The sequence below is a fragment of the Sediminibacterium soli genome (assembly GCF_009939225.1).
GTDB classification, from domain to species: domain Bacteria; phylum Bacteroidota; class Bacteroidia; order Chitinophagales; family Chitinophagaceae; genus Sediminibacterium; species Sediminibacterium soli.
Genome location: NZ_JAACJR010000006.1, coordinates 489247 through 507333, shown reverse-complemented (window position 1 = coordinate 507333; position 18087 = coordinate 489247). Strand labels below are relative to the sequence as shown.

16 protein-coding genes are annotated in these 18087 nt (G+C 50.8%); 8 read left to right on the top strand and 8 right to left on the bottom strand.

Features of this window, described 5'->3' with window-relative positions; translation table 11 throughout:
* The first annotated feature begins 47 nt into the window (after positions 1-47).
* From GWC94_RS06220 to GWC94_RS06195, 6 genes are all read left to right on the top strand, one after another.
* Positions 48-509 (top strand): FKBP-type peptidyl-prolyl cis-trans isomerase, encoded by a 462-nt coding sequence (locus GWC94_RS06220; RefSeq protein ID WP_161834164.1) that lies wholly within the window; start codon positions 48-50, stop codon positions 507-509.
* Positions 510-711: 202 nt separating this feature from the next.
* Complete coding sequence (gene secDF / locus GWC94_RS06215) at positions 712-3795, top strand: protein translocase subunit SecDF (protein WP_161834163.1); 3084 nt, start codon at positions 712-714, stop codon at positions 3793-3795.
* A gap of 299 nt (positions 3796-4094) precedes the next feature.
* A complete protein-coding gene (locus GWC94_RS06210; protein ID WP_161834162.1) occupies positions 4095-4484 on the top strand; it encodes a hypothetical protein in 390 nt (129 codons plus the stop codon).
* Positions 4485-4646: 162 nt separating this feature from the next.
* Positions 4647-5954, top strand: coding sequence for a TolC family protein (locus GWC94_RS06205; protein ID WP_161834161.1), 1308 nt, complete (start codon positions 4647-4649; stop codon positions 5952-5954).
* Between the two features lie 12 nt (positions 5955-5966).
* Positions 5967-7067 (top strand): efflux RND transporter periplasmic adaptor subunit, encoded by a 1101-nt coding sequence (locus GWC94_RS06200; protein WP_161834160.1) that lies wholly within the window; start codon positions 5967-5969, stop codon positions 7065-7067.
* Between the two features lie 36 nt (positions 7068-7103).
* Entirely contained in the window at positions 7104-10235 is a 3132-nt protein-coding gene (locus GWC94_RS06195) for an efflux RND transporter permease subunit (RefSeq protein ID WP_161834159.1), read from the top strand.
* A 69-nt stretch (positions 10236-10304) separates the two neighbouring features.
* On the opposite strand, the gene GWC94_RS06190 is transcribed toward GWC94_RS06195, so the two are convergent.
* The 3 genes from GWC94_RS06190 to GWC94_RS06180 all read right to left on the bottom strand — a co-directional run bounded on the left by GWC94_RS06190 (position 10305) and on the right by GWC94_RS06180 (position 13135).
* Positions 10305-11351: an ABC transporter permease gene (locus GWC94_RS06190; protein ID WP_161834158.1), complete on the bottom strand. Its 1047-nt coding sequence runs from the start codon at positions 11349-11351 to the stop codon at positions 10305-10307.
* Between the two features lie 125 nt (positions 11352-11476).
* Positions 11477-12583 (bottom strand): BT_3928 family protein, encoded by a 1107-nt coding sequence (locus tag GWC94_RS06185; RefSeq protein ID WP_161834157.1) that lies wholly within the window; start codon positions 12581-12583, stop codon positions 11477-11479.
* A gap of 6 nt (positions 12584-12589) precedes the next feature.
* A complete protein-coding gene (locus GWC94_RS06180) occupies positions 12590-13135 on the bottom strand; it encodes a DUF1599 domain-containing protein (protein ID WP_161834156.1) in 546 nt (181 codons plus the stop codon).
* Between the two features lie 84 nt (positions 13136-13219).
* On the opposite strand from GWC94_RS06180, the gene folP reads away from it, so the two are divergent.
* Positions 13220-14047 (top strand): dihydropteroate synthase, encoded by an 828-nt coding sequence (gene folP / locus GWC94_RS06175; RefSeq protein ID WP_161834155.1) that lies wholly within the window; start codon positions 13220-13222, stop codon positions 14045-14047.
* A 222-nt stretch (positions 14048-14269) separates the two neighbouring features.
* Here the strand turns inward: folP and GWC94_RS06170 are convergent, their stop codons facing one another.
* The gene (locus tag GWC94_RS06170) at positions 14270-15193 is read right to left on the bottom strand and encodes an FKBP-type peptidyl-prolyl cis-trans isomerase (RefSeq protein ID WP_161834154.1); all 924 of its coding nucleotides are present in this window, start codon (positions 15191-15193) and stop codon (positions 14270-14272) included.
* Between the two features lie 3 nt (positions 15194-15196).
* Positions 15197-16204, bottom strand: a complete 1008-nt coding sequence (locus tag GWC94_RS06165; RefSeq protein ID WP_161834153.1) for a DHH family phosphoesterase — start codon at positions 16202-16204, stop codon at positions 15197-15199.
* 120 nt (positions 16205-16324) lie between these two features.
* Between GWC94_RS06165 and GWC94_RS06160 the strand changes: the two genes are divergently transcribed.
* Positions 16325-16741: a nucleoside-diphosphate kinase gene (locus GWC94_RS06160; RefSeq protein ID WP_161834152.1), complete on the top strand. Its 417-nt coding sequence runs from the start codon at positions 16325-16327 to the stop codon at positions 16739-16741.
* 77 nt (positions 16742-16818) lie between these two features.
* On the opposite strand, the gene GWC94_RS06155 is transcribed toward GWC94_RS06160, so the two are convergent.
* The 3 genes from GWC94_RS06155 to GWC94_RS06145 are packed head-to-tail and all read right to left on the bottom strand — an operon-like array spanning position 16819 to position 18040.
* Complete coding sequence (locus tag GWC94_RS06155; protein WP_161834151.1) at positions 16819-17418, bottom strand: C40 family peptidase; 600 nt, start codon at positions 17416-17418, stop codon at positions 16819-16821.
* A 4-nt stretch (positions 17419-17422) separates the two neighbouring features.
* Positions 17423-17638: a DUF6496 domain-containing protein gene (locus tag GWC94_RS06150; RefSeq protein ID WP_161834150.1), complete on the bottom strand. Its 216-nt coding sequence runs from the start codon at positions 17636-17638 to the stop codon at positions 17423-17425.
* Between the two features lie 18 nt (positions 17639-17656).
* A complete protein-coding gene (locus tag GWC94_RS06145; protein WP_161834149.1) occupies positions 17657-18040 on the bottom strand; it encodes a cupin domain-containing protein in 384 nt (127 codons plus the stop codon).
* Between the last annotated feature and the right edge of the window lie 47 nt (positions 18041-18087).

Sequence of the window (18087 nt, the reverse complement as noted above, 5' to 3'; positions counted from 1 at the left end):
ATGCAGCTATCGGTCTGCCTAACGGGTCTATAAAACAAATGAAGCACATGAAATCGGTTTTTGCTGGGGTATTGTTTTTTTTGCTGGTCAGCAGCGGTTGTGGAAAAAAGGAAAGTGGCTGCCAGCCCGTTCCCGTTACCTCCGAAAAACAGCAGCTCGAAGCCTACTGCCAGGCCAACGGCATCAATTACCAGGTACATACCTCGGGGCTGTTTTACGAGATCGTTGATCCGGGAAGCGGCAGTTCACCCAGCAGTTCCTCAACGGTATCTGTGGTGTACACCGGAAAGCATTTCAATAATACCATTTTCGATTCAAGGGCCAATCCCATCAGCTTCACCCTGTCGGGCGTGATCGATGGCTGGAAGATCGGTATCCCGCTTATTAAAAAAGGCGGCAGAATCAAACTGGTGATCCCCTCCGCTCTGGCATACAGCTGTACCGGCAATGGCGGTATCGCGCCGAATGAACCGCTGTTCTTCGATGTGACGCTGACAGATGTGAAATAAGTTTAATTTGAGAATCCGGTAATTTGAATAGTTGAAAAATGGATTTCTGCCTATTCGGCAGAGATCCCAGGGGTAATCCCGGCACCCATTTTCAAATCAGCCCGTTTTCAAATTTTCAAATCCCCCTCCCCCCTGTCATATTATCATTCCCATTCCCCTATCTTTGCCGCTCTAAAAAAAATTTGAAAACCACTACCACATTATGCAACTGAAAGGTTTAGTGCGATTTTTTGCGATTGCCCTGATACTGATTTGCCTGTATCAACTGTCTTTTACCTGGTTCGTAAAGAGCCACGAAAGCGCCATGGAGAAAAAAGCGGATGCGTGGATGAAATCATTCCCGGCTCCCGAGGCAAAATATCCCGGCAATAAAGAACAACAGGCTGCTTACGCCGACTCCCTGTCTGACATTAAAAAAGACAGGCTGCGCCGATTGCTCGACAGCACCAAAGACGAGAAACTGGCATTTGGCCTGACCACTTACAGCTCAGCCAAAGAAAAAGAACTGATGCTCGGTCTGGATCTCCAGGGCGGTATGAGCGTGACAATGGAAGTTGGTCTTGACGGACTGATCAAATCCCTTGCCAATTACACCAAAGACGCTGTGTTCAATAAGGCGCTCGAGAATGCTGTTTTGAAGAAAGCCAATACCAGCGCCAACCTGATCGATCTTTTTAAAGAGGAATTTGCAAGAACAAGTCCCGGCACCAAACTCGCTCCTTTCTTTGCTGCGCGAAGCAATAACAAGATCAAGATCGATGCCAGCGATGATGCGGTTACCAATTACCTGAAAGACCAGTCCGATATCGCCTTCCAGACAACCTACCGTATCCTGCGTACCAGGATCGACCGTTTTGGCGTATCGTCAAACAATATCAACCCCGATCCTTCCAAAGGTGTGATCAACATCGAGATGGCAGGCGTTACCGATAAGGAAAGAGTAAGGGCTTACCTGCAATCAAGCGCCAACCTGCAGTTCTTCGAAGTATACACGCTCGAGAACCGCGACCTGGTGAACGGTATCACCGAAGCCAACAAAACCATCGAGGCACACCTTAACGGCGCTAAAACAGCGGATACAACTGTAACAGCTGCAGACACTACCGCTGTTGCCAAAGCAACCGCCGATACCAGCAAGGCCGATACCAGCAAAACCGCTACGCTTTCCAATATAGCATCCGGTACAAAAACAGGGGCTGTAAAAGACTCTTCTAAGATCAAAGCGAATGAGAACCCTATCGGCAGGATACTGCAGATAGCGCAGCCTTACCAGGGCTCCGATGGCAAAGTGGTTTATCCTGCCATGATCGGGTATATCGCTTCAAAAGATACCGGTACGCTCAATGATTACCTGGCGCTGGACGCGGTAAAGAACCGTTTTCCGTCTAACCTGGTGTTCATGTACGGCAAAGCCGAACTGAACGATCCCAAGGCAAAAGACATCCTTACGCTGTATGCCATCAAAACACTCGATAACGGCCAGGCCGAACTGGGTGGTGAAGGCATCAGCGCTACGCAGGACTACGACGAGCGCGGACGTATTGCCATCAAAATGAACATGGATAAGATCGGCACCACTATCTGGGCCAAAATGACCGGCCGGAACGTAGGTAAACCGATTGCTGTGGTACTGGATAATTTTGTGTATTCCGCACCTAATGTAAACGAAGCGATCACCACCGGTAACTCACAGATCTCCGGTAACTATACGGTAAAGGAAGCGCAGGATCTGGCACAGATCCTCGAGAGCGGTAAACTCCCCGCTCCTGCCAAGATCGTTCAGCAGCAGTCTGTGGGACCAACACTAGGTAAAGAATCGATCAAAGGCGGGGCGATGTCGTTCCTGGTATCGTTCATCGTGATCTTTGCACTGATGCTGCTGTACTTTAACACAGGCGGCTGGGTGGCGAATGTCGCGCTTATCCTTAACCTGCTGTTCACCATCGGTATCCTGAGCGCGCTGGGCTTTACGCTTACCGCTCCCGGTATTGCCGGCCTGGTACTGACCATTGGCCTGGCGGTGGATACAAACGTTATCATCTTTGAGCGTATCAAGGAAGAACTTACCAAGGGCAAGAGCTACCCGCTTGCTGTTCAGGATGGTTACAAGCGTTCCTTGTCTCCGGTACTGGATGCGCACGTTACCACCTTACTGACCGCGATCATCCTTGCCTACTTCGGTCTAGGACCGGTGCTTGGTTTCGCCACCACCCAGATCATCGGTATCCTGCTGTCGCTGTTCTGCGGTATCATGGTATCCAGACTGATCACCGACTGGTACACCAACAAGAACCGTCACTTTGAATATTTCACCGGTATTTCAAAGCGCATTTTCAAGCATGCATCTTTCAAATTCATCGAATACCGTAAAGTGGCTTATGTGATCTCTGCCATCATCCTGATCGGCGGTATCAGCACGTACTGGCACGGGTTCGACGAGGGTGTTGAATTCTCCGGCGGACGCAGCTATACGATCAAATTCGATAAGACGGTAAGTCCTGACGAGATCCGCGACGAGCTGAAAAATGAATTCGGCGAGGCGGTAATCACCAAAACCGTGGATACCAAGAACCAGGTAAACATCACCACTTCCTATAAGATCCACGAAACAGGCAGCAATATCGATTCGCTGGTTGAACAGAAGCTGTACAACGGACTGAAACCGCACCTGCCTGCGAATGTGAGCTTTATCGATTTTGAAAAGAATTACAAACAGAGTTCACAAACCGTGTTGCCAACGATCTCCGACGATCTGAAAAAAGGCGCCCAGAAAGCGGTGGCCTTCGGTATTCTGGCGATCTGTCTGTATATCTTTATCCGCTTCCGCGACTGGCGGTATTCGGTTGGCACGATCGTATCGTTACTGCATGATGTACTGGTAACCCTTATCGTATTCAGCTATTGCCGTTCCATTGTACCGTTCCCGCTGGAGATAGACCAGCATTTTATTGCAGCGATACTGACGGTAATCGGTTTCTCGATGAATGATACCGTGATCGTATATGACCGTATCCGTGAGGACAGTCGTTTAATGACAGGCGCCGATAACGCATCGGTAATTAACCGTGCGATCAACGAAACCCTGAGCCGTACGATCATGACATCGCTCACCGTATTCCTCACCATCCTGATCCTCTTCATCTTTGGTGGCGAAGTAACACGCGGTTTCGCCTTTGCGATGCTGGTTGGTGTGGTTACAGGTACCTACTCTTCCATTTTCGTGGCAGCTCCCATCCTGGTGGATTTTGCCAAGAACAGGGCGCTGGGTAAGAAAGAGAAGAAGTGATTTCAGGTCTGAAACTTGTATAGAAAGCCCGCAAGCGATTGCGGGCTTTTTCGTGTTGAATAGGGTTGTTGGGGTAAACTGTTGAATTGTTTTATTGTCATACGGAGGGTTGCCACAGATTACACAGATTAGCACAGACAATGTTTTCAATCTGTGTAATCTGTGGCAATTAAATAATATCGCAGGTATTCAGAAACCTATTGAATCAGCCAGTTATTTACCCAATGCAACCATGCAACAATTTTTCTTCCCCTGTTTTCATTTTCTTTAACACAACCCAAAAACTTTTCGCAATAAACTTGCACTCAGAAATGGTGGTATTCCGTCGATATATCGTCAAATTTATCACACTGCTGCTGGCTTTGCAGTTGCTGAACCTGAGCATTTACGGGCAGGGTTTTACGCCTATTCCCGTACGCGCAGATGCGCCGGAGATAAATATTTCAGAAACGGTTGTGGAATTTGTGGTAGAAGTGATACTGAAACACAAGAACGCCATTCCCGAACAGGACCAGCAGGACGGGCACGACCTGCAGTTTCACAAGCACCTTTCTTTTGAAGCGATCGATTTCAGACCTTATTTTCTTCCCGGGCTTCCTGCTGTGCGGAACAATAAGCCGGTTGCCTTGAACCCATCATACGATTATCTCTATCTCCGCGAGATCAATCCTCCCCCGCCAAAAGCCTAATCGTCCGCGGCCGGTCAACGGCCGAAGTATTGCTGCAGCCGTCAGCCAAAGATGTGCGCGGTCTTAAACAACCGCATGCGTACCCCGGACTCCGTGCCGGCTGCAGGTTCCGGGCCGCCAGGGTGTTTCTGCCGGCTATTTATTCAACTATAATCAATTAGTATGTTTTCACTGATAACCCGCCGGTGCAAGGCTCCGGGCGTAGCGGGGCTGGTACTGTTCAGCTGTATGGCGCTGCCGGTATTTGCACAGAACAATCCCTCCGATACCCTGCGGATGCGCCTGCCTGACATGGAGAAAAGATTCCTCGACAGCAACCTGCTGCTGCTGGCCGCACATTACAATGTGGATGCCCAGAAAGCGCTGATAGAACAGGCGCGCAAATGGGATAACCCCACGCTGAATACCGACCAGGTAGTTGCCGCCAACGGCAGGTTCCTGCCCTATGGAAAAAATCCCGACGGAAGCTTCAGCGGTCAATATTATATCCAGCTGCAGCAGCTGATCAGAACCGCTGGTAAACGCGGCAAACTCATCGATATGGCCGGCACCAATGCCAGGATGGGCGAACTGCAGTTGCAGGACCTGCTGCGCAACCTGCGCTACCAGTTGCGGTCAGATTTTTATACCCTGCAGCAGCAGGTTGCCAACCGCAATACCTACCTGTTGCAAATGCAGCAGCTGAAGGTACTGATGGATGGTATGCAGACCCAGCTTGCGGCCGGTAATATTGCACAGAAAGACTACCTGCGTATACAGTCGCTCTCGGTTTCACTGGGCCAGGACATAGCGGAACTCGACAGAAGCATCGCCGAAAACCAGGCCGAGATGCGTACGCTGCTGCAGGTAAAGAGCAATGTCTACCTTATTCCCGACGAAACAGCACCGCAACCGTCAGCCATGCCACCGGCCAGCGTGCCGGAATTGCTGGAGACGGCAAAACAAAACAATCCGTCGTACCTGCTGCAACAGGCGATGGGTTTGTACCAGCAGCAGAACCTCTCTTACCAGAAAGCGCTGCGCGTGCCGGATATTATGCTGGGGCCCAATTTTGACCGCAATTCGAATACGATGCCCAATTATTTCGGGCTGGGCATCTCCATCCCCATTCCGGTATTTAACAGGAACCAGGGCAATATACGCTCCGCACAGTACAGCGTGAAGCAGCAGGAGACCCTCGTATCTCATGCCGAAACCGAACTGCGCAACCAGCTTTTCGAGTCGTATAACAAATGGCTGCTGGCGCTGCAGCAGGACAATACAACCAACAAAACTTTTTACGAAAAATACCGCAGCATGTATGCCAATGTGGTAGACAGCTATCGCCGCAGGCAGATCGGTCTGTTGGAATTCCTTGATTTTTTCAACGAGTACACAGCGTCGCAGCAACGGTTGCTGCGGCAGCGGCTGAATGAACAACTGGCCAAGGAAGCGATCAATTACTACGCAGGCACCGACATCATCAAATAACAACCATCTAACATGAAAAGAATAAGCTACCCCATCGCATTCATAGGCATTGTCGTTTTTACTGCGTGCAAACAGCATGAGCAAGCTCCTGCCGTGACGACGAAAACGGTCACTGTGAGCGATTCCATGGCAACGCGCATCAAACTGGATACCGTTTCGGTTTCGCATATCAGCAGCCAGTTACGGTTATCCGGCGAAGTGGGTTTTGACGAGAACAAAGTGATCAAACTGTTTCCCTTCAGCAGCGGGCAGGTAACAGAGGTAAAGGTATCGCTGGGCGACAAAGTAAGCGCCGGCCAGGTGCTGGCTGTGATCAAAAGCGCGGATATTGCCGGTAACTACAGCGATCTCAGGCAGGCGGATGCCGATGTATCCATCGCCAAACGCGAAATGGATAACCAGCAGGCTTTGTATGAAAAAGGCATCAGCAGCGAGCGGGAATATACCATTGCGAAAGAGAATTACCAGAAAGCACTGGCCGCAAATGCAAAACTGAACGACCAGATACGCATCAACGGCGGCGGACGCACCCATGCCAACGGCTTGTATTATATCACCGCACCGGCGGCGGGCTATATCGTTGAAAAAAATGTAAACGCCGGTAACTATATCCGGAACGATAACAGCAGCAGCCTGTTTACCGTATCCAATCTTTCCGATGTATGGGTGCTGGCCAATGTATTCGAGGCGGATATACCAAAAGTGAAAGAAGGGTATGATGCCGAAGTAACCACACTCGCTTACCCCGGCAAAGTATTCAGGGCAAAGATCGACAAGATCAGCGAGGTGCTGGACCCCATGACCAAGGCGATGAAAGTGCGGATCAGGATACCCAATGAAGGTTTTTTACTGAAACCGGAAATGTTCACCACCGTTACCATTCTTAACCAGGAAGCGGATACCGCTGTGAGTGTGCCTTCGGAAGCGGTGATCTTTGACAACAGCAAGAAGTTTGTGGTGCTGTACCATAACAGATCCCGTCTCGAGATACGCGAGGTACAGGTGCTGAAAACGGTGAACACCACCGCCTATATCGCGTCGGGCCTGGCAAAAGGCGACCTGGTCATCAGCAGAAACCAGCTTCTTTTCTACCGCGCATTGCTGGAGCAGTAACCCATTTCCTTCAGGGGACCATTCAAACAGCGTACCATGAACAAGATCATCAAGAACATCATACATTTTTCCCTGCGCCACCGTTACCTGGTCTTTTTCCTTACCGCGGTGATTGCGGTGCTGGGCATCTGGAGCTACCGGGAAACGCCGATCGAAACATTCCCGGATGTAACGAACACCCAGATCATCATCATCACCCAATGGCCGGGCCGCAGCGCGGAGGAAGTGGAGAAATTCATCACCATCCCGCTGGAAACGGTGCTGAATTCCGTACAGAAAAAATCCAATCTCCGCACCACTTCTTCCTTCGGGCTTTCCTATATACGCCTCATATTCGACGACGATGTGGACGATGCCTTTGCCCGCCAGCAGGTGATGAGCCGGATCAATGGCGCGGAACTGCCGGAGGGCATCAAACCGGATATACAACCGCCCTACGGCCCCACCGGTGAAATATTCCGCTATACCCTTACCGGTAAATACAAAAGCATCCGCGACCTGACCACTTTACAGAACTGGGTGCTTGACAGGCAATTTAAATCCGTGCCCGGTGTTGCCGATGTAAACAGTTTTGGCGGCGAAGAAAAAACATTCGAGATCAGCGTGGATCCCAACCTGTTGGCGAAATACAATTTATCGTCGCTGGATGTATACAACGCGGTGGCGAAAAGCAATGTAAATGTGGGCGGCGACGTGATCAACCGAAACGGGCAGAGCTATGTGGTAAGGGGCATCGGTCTGCTGAATGATATCGATGAGATCAATAATATCATTGTCACCCGGATCAGCAATGTTCCCATACTCGTGCGCAACGTGGCCACCGTGGTGGAGAGCAGTAAACCCAAACTCGGACAGGTTGCGCGAGATAAGGAAGCCAACCAGATAGAAGGCATCATCGTCATGCGCAAGGGAGAAAACCCCGCGGAAGTATTGCAGCGCATACGCGATAAGGTGGATGAACTGAACCATTCCGTATTGCCCAAAGATGTTAAGCTCAACACGTTTTACGATCGCACCAACCTGATCGATTTCTGTACGGAAACAGTGATCCACAACCTGCTCGAAGGCATCATCCTCGTTACCTGCATCGTGCTGCTGTTCATGGCCGACTGGCGTACAACGGTAACCGTAAGTATCGTTATCCCGCTTTCTCTCCTCTTTGCCTTTATCTGTATGCGGATAAAAGGCATGACGGCCAACCTGCTGAGTATGGGTGCGGTTGATTTCGGCATCATCATCGACGGTGCGGTGGTGATGGTGGAAGGATTATTTGTTGCACTCGATCACAAAGCAAGGGAGGTGGGAATGGAGAGGTTCAACAAACTGGCCAAACTGGGATTGTTCAAAACAAAAGGCACCGAAATGGGCAAGGCTGTTTTTTTTTCCAAACTGATCATCATCACCTGCCTCATTCCCATCTTCGCCTTCCAGAAAGTGGAGGGAAAAATGTTTTCACCGCTTGCCTATACGCTGGGTTTTGCCCTGCTGGGCGCTTTGCTGTTTACGCTTACGCTGGTACCCGCCCTCTCAAGTATCCTGCTCCGGAAAAATGTAAGAGAGAAGCACAATCCTGTAGTGACTTTCTTTGAAAAGGGCGTGGAGAAAATGTTCGGGATGGTGTACCGGCACCAGAAAAAAAGCCTGCTGGTTGCCGTTGCGGTAATGTCGCTTAGTTTTTTCTCGGCAAAATTCCTGGGTACGGAGTTTCTTCCGCAGCTGAACGAAGGTGCCTTATGGGTTACAGCGGAACTGCCCATGAGTGTATCGCTCGATGAGGCAAACAAGTTATCGGCAACGATGGTTGAGGTACTGCAGAAATTCCCCGAGGTAAAACAAACGCTGACGCAGGTGGGAAGAACAAACGACGGAACAGATCCGAAAGGTTTTTTCAACGTACAGATACAGGTGGATCTGAAGCCTGCAAAAGAATGGAAACGAAAAGGCAATGTAGACGATCTGATCGCCGATATGGATAAGGAATTAAGTAAGTTCCCGGGAATTGTCTACAATTATTCGCAGCCCATACGGGATAATGTGGCCGAGGCCGTAGCCGGGGTGCCCGCGGCGCTGGCGGTGAAAATATTCGGGTCTGACTTCACGGTGCTTGACAGGGCGGCTAAGGAGGTGATGGGACAGCTAAAAACGGTGAAAGGCGTTGAAGACCTCGGTATTCTCAAAAACCTGGGACAGCCGGAGTTCCGTATCGAACTCGACCAGCGCAAAATGGCTTTTTACGGGGTAAATACGGCAGATGCGCAAAGCGTGATCGAAATGGCCATCGGCGGCAAAGCCGCCACGCAGTTGTATGAGGGTGAAAAAAAATTCGATGTGCGTATCCGATACCAGGAAGTTTTTCGTGCAGACGAAGACAGGATACAGAACCTGATGGTACCCGGTATTGACGGAGCAAAAGTGCCCCTGAAAAATATGGCTGATATCAAATTGCTTACCGGGCCGGCATTTATCTATCGCGATAACAACATGCGGTACATTGCCGTGAAGTTCTCGGTGCGCGGACGGGATCTCGGCAGCACGATCCGGGAAGCGCAGCAGAAAGTGGGCGCCCATGTACAGCTTCCCGAGGGGTACAAAATCACCTGGAACGGCGAGTTCGAAAACCAGATACGCGCATCCAATACGCTGGCCCGTGTAGTGCCGATCTGTTTGCTGGTGATCTTCCTCATCCTGTTTATGGCATTCGGAAATGTGAAGGATTCGCTGCTTACCATACTCAATGTGCCTTTTGCGCTGATCGGCGGCATACTGGCGCTGCATGTAACGGGCATCAATTTCAGCATCAGCGCGGGGATAGGCTTTATTGCGCTGTTCGGCGTATGTATCCAGAACGGGGTGATACTGATCAGCGTGTTCCGTAAGAACCTTGAAGACAAAATGAAACTGGATGAAGCCATACGTTCGGGTGTGATATCGCGCGTGCGCCCCGTGGTGATGACGGCGCTTATGGCGGCCATCGGTTTGTTACCAGCCGCGATCAGTACCGGCATCGGCAGCGAAACCCAGAAACCGCTTGCCATCGTGGTGATCGGCGGACTGATCACCTCAACCATACTCACTTTGCTGGTATTGCCGGTGATCTACAGTCTTGTGTACAAATTCATGCACAAAAGAGGAAATATGAAATTGCTGAAACGGGTTGGCGCCGCATGACCGGAAGAATGATTGCTTGGTTACAATGTTTACCCGGCGGGGTAAACATTGTAACCATTTTTTATGTACCTACCCTACCCTCACCCTCGGGTCGATCACACCATATAACAGGTCGGCCAGAATATTGACGATGATAAAAAACGCAGCGGTGACGAGCACACTGCCCATAACAACCGGAAAATCCAGTTTCTCGAGCGCATCAACGGTGATCTTGCCGATGCCTTTCCACCCGAAAATATATTCCACAAAAAAAGCACCCGCCAGTAATTCCGCAAACCATCCGGTGATGGCGGTAACCACCGGGTTCAACGCATTGCGCAATGCATGGCGGAAGACAACCGTTTTCCGGGACAGCCCTTTGGCATAGGCGGTGCGGATATAATCCTGCCCCAGTGTATCCAGCATGGCGCTGCGGGTAAGCTGTGTAATGATGGCCAGCGGACGTATGCCGAGGGTGATAGCAGGCAGCACCAGGTTCTTTACCTGCAGCTCCCTGCCGTTAAAAGGATCTGTGGTAAAAAGACCGCCCGTCATCTGCAGACCGGTGTAATGACTCCATACAAAACCAAACAGGTAAGCCAGCACAATGCCCATGAAGAACGAGGGCGCGGAAATACCCAGCACGCTGGCAAACAGGGAGCCGGTATCCATCCAGGTGCCTTTTTTAACGGCGGCCAGTACGCCCAGTAAAATACCGAGCACGGTTGCCAGCAGCATGGCGGCCAATGCCAGGATCATGGTGCCGGGAAGCGCTTCCATCAGCACATCGCCCACGTTCCGTTTTGTCTGGTAGGAACGGCGCAGGTACGGCAGTTTTATGCCCACCCTGGTATCACCGCCGATAAACCATCCTTTCAGTTGTTTGCGGCCGATTTCTTCTTTTGTATGAACCGATACCGGTGACACATCGTTCAGGTACAACACAAACTGTTTCCACCTGGGTTGATCGAGCGCCAGTTCCCGGCGGATATTGCTGATGGTTGCACTGTCTCCCGACTGCCCCAGTACCAGCCTCGCCGGATCGCCAAACCCCTGAAACAGGAAAAATACCACCACCACCACACCCGCCAGCACCAGCAGGCCGTACAGTAATTTGCGCGTGAGGAATGATACCATGTGGGCGAATTTCGAGTGTGTGATTCGTCAGACCTGAGTGTGAGTCGTCAATCGTGAGGTTAACTGTGCCGGTTTTTTCTTCCGTTTCATGTCTCACGACTCAGGTCTCACGCTGACGATTCGCGCTACTTCACACTATTGATCCGGGCAAATATCTTGCCTTTGTCTGCATAGCTGAATTTATCGATGATGTTTGCTTTCTGCATCATGAAATAGGTTGGCACCACCCGTGCCGCGGTCTTGATCACGGTGGCATCGCATTTCAGGATGGTGACGTCTTTAAACGACTGCATCGCTTTATCTGCATCGGCGGTTACGATCATCACGGGTATCTGTTTATCGGCCGCCGAACGCACCACCGCGTGGAAACCATCTATCCATTCGTTCACGTTCTCCATATCCCTGGCAAAAACAAGGATATAAGGCTGCGGCTGCCCGAGTATTTCCATGGTGGTATCCTGCCCGTCAACCGTCAGCAGCGAAAAATCAACAATCCTGGCCTGGAGCCCGTTTCCTTTTTTAACGATCCTGTCTTTTCTGTCGATGAACTTATAAGTTGAATCAAAGTCTGCGGGGAAAGCCGTCTGGTCGAATTCGAGTTTCCTGCCGTTCTTCTCATAGGTAAATACGATCGATATGCTGTCGGGTACCGCATTGACAGGTGTTTTCATTTCATCGAGTAGGTTGTTCCCCGGTTTATAGGGAAGACAGTCTACAAATGGCAGGTGTTTCATCACATACAGCTGTGCACTTACCGATCCGGCGGTGGCCAGGAACAGCAGGACCGCCGCAGCAACGGGTTTTACGGAGGTCTGTATTTTCTTTCGCATGACAAACAACACCAGGATCAGTACCAGCAGGAAGATATCTTTTCCAAACGACTGCGCCGGCGTTAACGGCAGGCAATCGCCAAAGCATCCGCAGGTCTTGATCTTACCCGAGAACAGGGCATAACCGGTAAGGAAGGTGAAGAACACGATCAGCAGCAGCAGCAGCCAGCTGAACAAACGCATGCGCCAGCCGATGATCACCGCCACGCCCGCCACCACTTCGAATACGTTCATGACAAAAGCCATGGGCAGGGTATAGTCGTGCAGCGCCGTCCAGTGCCATACTTCAAAGAATTCCTGCATTTTGTAACTCAGACCCAGCGGGTCGTTTACTTTTACCAGGCCTGAAAAAATAAATAACAGGCCAACGATCCAGCGAATGATAAGCAGTGTGGTTTTCATGGTGGGTCAGTGTTTTCCTTCTTCGATCAATATCAATGCGAATACGGCATAGTTGATGATGTCTACATAATTGGCATCAATACCCTCGCTGATCAGTGTTTTTCCATCGTTCGAGAGGATCTGTTTGATGCGCATCAGTTTCATGAGGATCAGGTCGGCAAAACTCTGCTGGCTCATTTCGCGCCAGGCTTCGCCGTAGTCGTGGTTTTTGTCCTGCATGGTGGTTTTAGCAAACTGTATCGCTTTCGCATACAGGTTCTCCACCTCAGCCACGGGCAGGTCTTCCACCGCCGCATGACCGATTTCGAGCTGTATCAGCCCGATCACGGCATAATTGAGGATGCCTTTGAATTCAGAAGCGATATCGTCTCCTATTTTCTGTGTCTGCAGATCCTGTATCGTACGGATGCGGAGCGCTTTGATAAAGATCTGGTCCACCACCGAGATCGTTCTTAACACACGCCAGGCGGTTCCGTAATCGGCTGTTTTCTTGAGAAAGATATCCCTGCTCTGTGCTACAGCCCTGTCGTATTGCTGGTTAGTCTGGGTCATTACGGATACAACGCTTTGGTGCTTTACTAATATCTTTGAAGTTCCTGCAAGATAATGGAATTGTCAATCTGAAATCAAGGATACATGTTCACGCTAAACTGCCGCGGCAAACTGCTGGTGATCGACCAACCCATCGTGATGGGTATCATCAATGCCACCCCCGATTCTTTCTATCGCGACAGCCGAAAAATGGCTGTTGAAGAAGCCGTGGCGCAGGCAGCGAAAATGTTGTCAGAAGGCGCGGCGATACTGGATATCGGCGGACAAAGCACCCGCCCCGGTGCAGCGGCATGCAGTGCAGAGCAGGAACTGGAGCGGGTATTGCCGATGATCGAAGGCATCCTGGACCGTTTTCCCGATACGCTGCTGTCGATCGATACCTACCACAGCAAAGTGGCTGCGGCAACGGCGGAGCGCGGTGTATCGATCGTCAACGATATCAGCGGCGGTGATTTTGATCCGGGTATGCTGGAAACGGTGGCTTCGCTGCGGATGCCCTTTGTTTGCATGCATGTAAAAGGCAATGCAACCACCATGCATAAGGTGCCGGACTATACAGATGTGGTAACCGAAGTGCTGGATCATTTTATCCATAAAACCGAGGCCTGCCGGCAGGCCGGTATCAACGATATCATCATCGATCCCGGTTTCGGGTTCAGCAAGCAGGCCGCGCATAATTTCAGCCTGCTCAGGCGTCTGGAGGTCTTCTCCATCTTAGGGAAACCCATACTGGCGGGACTTTCCCGTAAATCCACCATTTACAAAACGCTGGGCATTACCCCCGAAGCCTCGCTTAACGGAACAACGGTGCTCAACACCGCAGCCCTGCTCAAAGGCGCCTCCATTCTCCGTGTACACGATGTAAAAGAAGCCCTCGAAGCGGTGAAGTTAATCGCGCATCTGAAAGGGTAAAATCGGCCGGGCAGCGGATTACAGGATCAGCGGATTCCGGATTATGGGTTGAGGAGATGCCATAAGATCCAATATCAGGCACACAGCCGAATCCAAAACAAATGTACGAATCCATAATCCACTAATCCGGAATCCGCTAATCCACTATTCATTCCTCAAAAAAAACGCTGATAAAACAACCGGTGAGTTGTTTTATCAGCGTTAGATAGTAAGACAGCTGATTTATTTCTTGGGTGCAGGCGCAGGAACCACCGGTGCGGGTGCCGGAGCTGCGGGCTGGGCTGCCACATCGATCACTTCGAAATCGAAACCGAGGTTGGCATATTCCGGTATCATGGGCGGACTTCCCTTAGGGCCGTAGCCGAGCATGGCGGGGATGAACACCCTGCCTTTGCCACCTTTGCCTACATAACGCAGGGCTTCGTCCAGTCCTTTGATAACGCTGATGCCGCTGACCTGGCCACCGCCAACACCCACTTCGAGGGGCTGGCCGCCCGGTTTCATATTCGAATCAAACTCCTGACCGTTTTTGAGCAGGTAGCCTTTGTACATTACCTTGGCAACCGTACCCGAATCGGCTTTGGCGCCGGTGCCGGGGTTCTCCACCATTACCAGCGCACCGGAAGGAGTTGCCTGTGTTTTGTATCCTTTTTTGCTGGCATATTCCTGAACGGCTTTTACCTCGCGGGCTTTTTCCAGGTCGATCTCTTTTGCATAATCGGCCTGTGCTTCTTCCTGGGTGGCGAATGCTTTCAGTATCTGTACACGGCCTTTGATCATATCGCCCACTTTAAAATTGGGATCTTCTTTCGGAATACCGCCCAGTTTCTTGAGTGTATCCACGCTCATCATGAAATCCACCTCATCCCCTACCTTGCATTGCAGGATGATCTCGAGGAAGCTGTGTTTCTCCAGGCGGGAAGAGTCCACCACCATATACGCAGGGATACGGTCGAACGAAGTGGTGATCACGGAATCCTTCGGCGGAACTTTGTATTCCACGTTGAATTTGATCAGCTGACCGTTTTTCAAAGCAGGGCCATTGCCGCTCTTGATTTTATATTTCAGACCAGTCGGACTGGTCTTGTATTGGTTACAGCTTGCAAGCAATACGACAAATGCTAATAATGCAGCGATTCTTTTCATCGTTTATTGTAGTTGAATTTGGTACTCTGTTAAAACCTCTTTGAATTTTTTCACTGTCTCCTGCAGGCTTTCACTGCTTCTGCCTCCGGCGGCATTCATATGACCGCCGCCCTCGAAATGCCTTCGGGCAAATGCATTCACATCAAAATACCCCTTGCTGCGGAAACTCCATTTACGCTCTTCCGAACGGTCTACCACAATCGCTCCGAACCTGATGCCGCTGATGGTCAGCAGGTAGTTCACCAGGCCCTCGGTATCGCCTGTTTTGATATCGTATTTTACCAGGTCTTCCCTTGTAATATACATCAATGCCGTGTTATAGTCATACAATACTTCCATACGGTGCAGCAGCGCAAACCCGATAAAGCGGAGCCTGTTCTCGAGGAAATTATCGTAGATATGCTCATGTACCGGGGTATGTTTCAGGCCGCTGTCCTTCAGGTGCGCCACCATCCTGTGCACCGATGCGGTGGTAGAAGGAAAACGGAAAGAACCGGTATCGGTCATCAGCCCGGTATACAAACATTCCGCGATCGTCTCGTTCAGCAGGCCGCCATGACCGGATTTGATGATGAAATCGTATACCATTTCGCAGGTGGAGCTCTTGCCCGTATCGCTGATACCGTAGTTGAATGCCTCGCGCTGGGGCTGCTCGTGGTGATCGATCAGCAGCTTTACGGCTTTTGCCTGCGCCAGCGGCTGTTCCATGTGTTTGGTGCGATGCAGCACGTTGAAATCGAGACAGAAAATACGCTCCGCGGCATCGATAATGCCTTTGGCTTTTTCGCGCTGGTTTTCAAAATCGACCACTTTTTTCACGCCGGGCATCCAGTTCAGGAAATCGGCCCAGTTGGTGGGCGAAATAACCGTTACCTCGCTGCCCAGTGCAACGAGAAAATGATACAATCCCAGTGCAGACCCCATGGCATCGCCATCGGGTTTCTGATGCATGGTTATCACCGTTTTAGCGGGGGTATCCAGTTGCGGGTAAAAATGTTCGATCGGCTGCATACAAGTCGGCAAAATTGCGGTTTCCCGCCTATTCTATCAAATCAATTTACCGGTTTAACAAAACAGCCATTGCTTTCCGGGTAAATTGGATAGCTTTGCGGCCGAAATTCGACAAAAGATATGAGCAACAGAACATTTACCATGATCAAACCGGATGCAACTGCCAAAGGGTATACCGGCGCGATCCTCGACATGATCATCAAAGCCGGATTTACGGTAAAAGCCATGAAATGGACAAAACTGAGCACCGAACAGGCGGGTCTTTTTTACGATATCCACAGGGAGCGTCCTTTCTTTGGTGAGCTTGTTGATTTTATGAGCAGCGGCCCCATCGTTGCGGCCGTACTGGAAAAAGACAACGCGGTTGCCGATTTCAGGAAACTGATCGGTGCCACCAACCCCGCACAGGCCGAGGAAGGCACTATCCGTAAACTGTATGCTGCCTCTGTCGGCGAAAACGCCGTTCATGGAAGCGACAGCGACGAGAATGCCGCGATCGAATCAGATTTCTTCTTTTCAAGGCTGGAGCGATTCTGAGTACGTTAACCTTACGATAGAAAAGCCACTCCCCGGAGTGGTTTTCTGTTATAAGCCTGCACCGGGGGTACGGTTGTTCAGGGGAATATGCGTCCTATCCGAACAAAACGCTTGCGGTACCTGGGTGTCAGTGAAGAGATCGCCACAGCCATCTCCCTGCCGGATGTGGCATGAATAAAACGCAGATCGCCCGGCTGGTTCGATACAACCAGTCCCATATGCCCCACTTCTTTTTCGCTGCTGTCGGTTCCGGTAAACAGGATGATATCCCCTTTTCTTGCGTCATCGACGGGGATTGTCTTCCCCACATAGGTAAAATCCACCGATGACCGCGGTACCGTTATGTGGAAATGTCCGAAAACATAGGTCACAAATCCGGAACAGTCAAATCCTTTCGCGGGGTCGGCAGAAGCGTATACATAGGGCACCCCCAGCAGGGATTGGGCATAATCCACCAGTTCATCGGCCGTGGTAAGCGCGGTATTGATCACCGGCATACCGGTCGCGGATGCGGTATCGGTTACAGACACCTGCAGTCTGGGTATGCCTGTGGGTTTCTCTGCGGAATCGCGCAGCTGCGGACCAGCCACCGAATCGGTAACACTGTATACCCGCTGGTCCGTTGCCGAACAGGAGAACAGCCATACCGCCAGGCACAGCGCCAGTAGCGTTTTCATGTTTTCAGGAACGCTTTTTCTTCGCGACTGTGCGTTTGGACGCGGTTTTTTTGCGCGGCACTTTTGCGCCTTCTTCTCTCGCTTCAGACAGCCCGATGGCAATAGCCTGTTTGCGGCTGGTTACTTTTTTATGACTGCGGCCGCTTTCCAGCGTTCCTTCATGCATTTCGTGCACGGCTTTCTCCACTTTATCGCCCGCTTTTTTTGAATACTTGGCCATGGTATCAGGTGTTTTCTGTTACAGTACGGTTGTCAGCAGCAGCACGGCCTTGCCATCGGCCCTGAGGGAGTGAACGATGTTCTGCCGGAAACTGATCAGCGATTTTTTCTTCATCTCAAAACTGTCCACATCGGTGCTGACGTGGATGGCACCCTTCAGCACTTCTATCGTCAGTATGCCGTTTACGCTGTTGTCTTTGATTTCAGCGCCGTCCTGCAGACAGGTAAGCACGATGGTGAGCTTATCGTTTTTTACAAGGGTAATGCCGTTTCTGTCGTTGGTCTCCCAGGCTTTTTCGTCTTTCAGCTGTTCGATCCTGTCCGCAATATCCGCAAGAACATAAGGTGCGTCGATCACCCTGTCACCGTCGGGACGATTAAGGGTTGCTTCATTGGCTTTCATAACACAGGGGTTTACCGCTGTGTGTAAAAAAACGTGCCATCGGCGGT

Bases quoted from the DNA above. Each gene is read 5' to 3' on its own strand.
- GWC94_RS06200 (WP_161834160.1), top strand. From the start codon at position 5,967: ATGAAAAGAATAAGCTACCCCATCGCATTCATAGGCATTGTCGTTTTT.
- GWC94_RS06195 (WP_161834159.1), top strand. From the start codon at position 7,104: ATGAACAAGATCATCAAGAACATCATACATTTTTCCCTGCGCCACCGT.
- GWC94_RS06160 (WP_161834152.1), top strand. From the start codon at position 16,325: ATGAGCAACAGAACATTTACCATGATCAAACCGGATGCAACTGCCAAA.
- GWC94_RS06165 (WP_161834153.1), bottom strand. From the start codon at position 16,204: ATGCAGCCGATCGAACATTTTTACCCGCAACTGGATACCCCCGCTAAA.
- GWC94_RS06185 (WP_161834157.1), bottom strand. From the start codon at position 12,583: ATGAAAACCACACTGCTTATCATTCGCTGGATCGTTGGCCTGTTATTT.
- GWC94_RS06170 (WP_161834154.1), bottom strand. From the start codon at position 15,193: ATGAAAAGAATCGCTGCATTATTAGCATTTGTCGTATTGCTTGCAAGC.
- GWC94_RS06150 (WP_161834150.1), bottom strand. From the start codon at position 17,638: ATGGCCAAGTATTCAAAAAAAGCGGGCGATAAAGTGGAGAAAGCCGTG.
- GWC94_RS06145 (WP_161834149.1), bottom strand. From the start codon at position 18,040: ATGAAAGCCAATGAAGCAACCCTTAATCGTCCCGACGGTGACAGGGTG.
- GWC94_RS06180 (WP_161834156.1), bottom strand. From the start codon at position 13,135: ATGACCCAGACTAACCAGCAATACGACAGGGCTGTAGCACAGAGCAGG.
- secDF (WP_161834163.1), top strand. From the start codon at position 712: ATGCAACTGAAAGGTTTAGTGCGATTTTTTGCGATTGCCCTGATACTG.
- GWC94_RS06220 (WP_161834164.1), top strand. From the start codon at position 48: ATGAAATCGGTTTTTGCTGGGGTATTGTTTTTTTTGCTGGTCAGCAGC.
- folP (WP_161834155.1), top strand. From the start codon at position 13,220: ATGTTCACGCTAAACTGCCGCGGCAAACTGCTGGTGATCGACCAACCC.
- GWC94_RS06205 (WP_161834161.1), top strand. From the start codon at position 4,647: ATGTTTTCACTGATAACCCGCCGGTGCAAGGCTCCGGGCGTAGCGGGG.
- GWC94_RS06155 (WP_161834151.1), bottom strand. From the start codon at position 17,418: ATGAAAACGCTACTGGCGCTGTGCCTGGCGGTATGGCTGTTCTCCTGT.
- GWC94_RS06190 (WP_161834158.1), bottom strand. From the start codon at position 11,351: ATGGTATCATTCCTCACGCGCAAATTACTGTACGGCCTGCTGGTGCTG.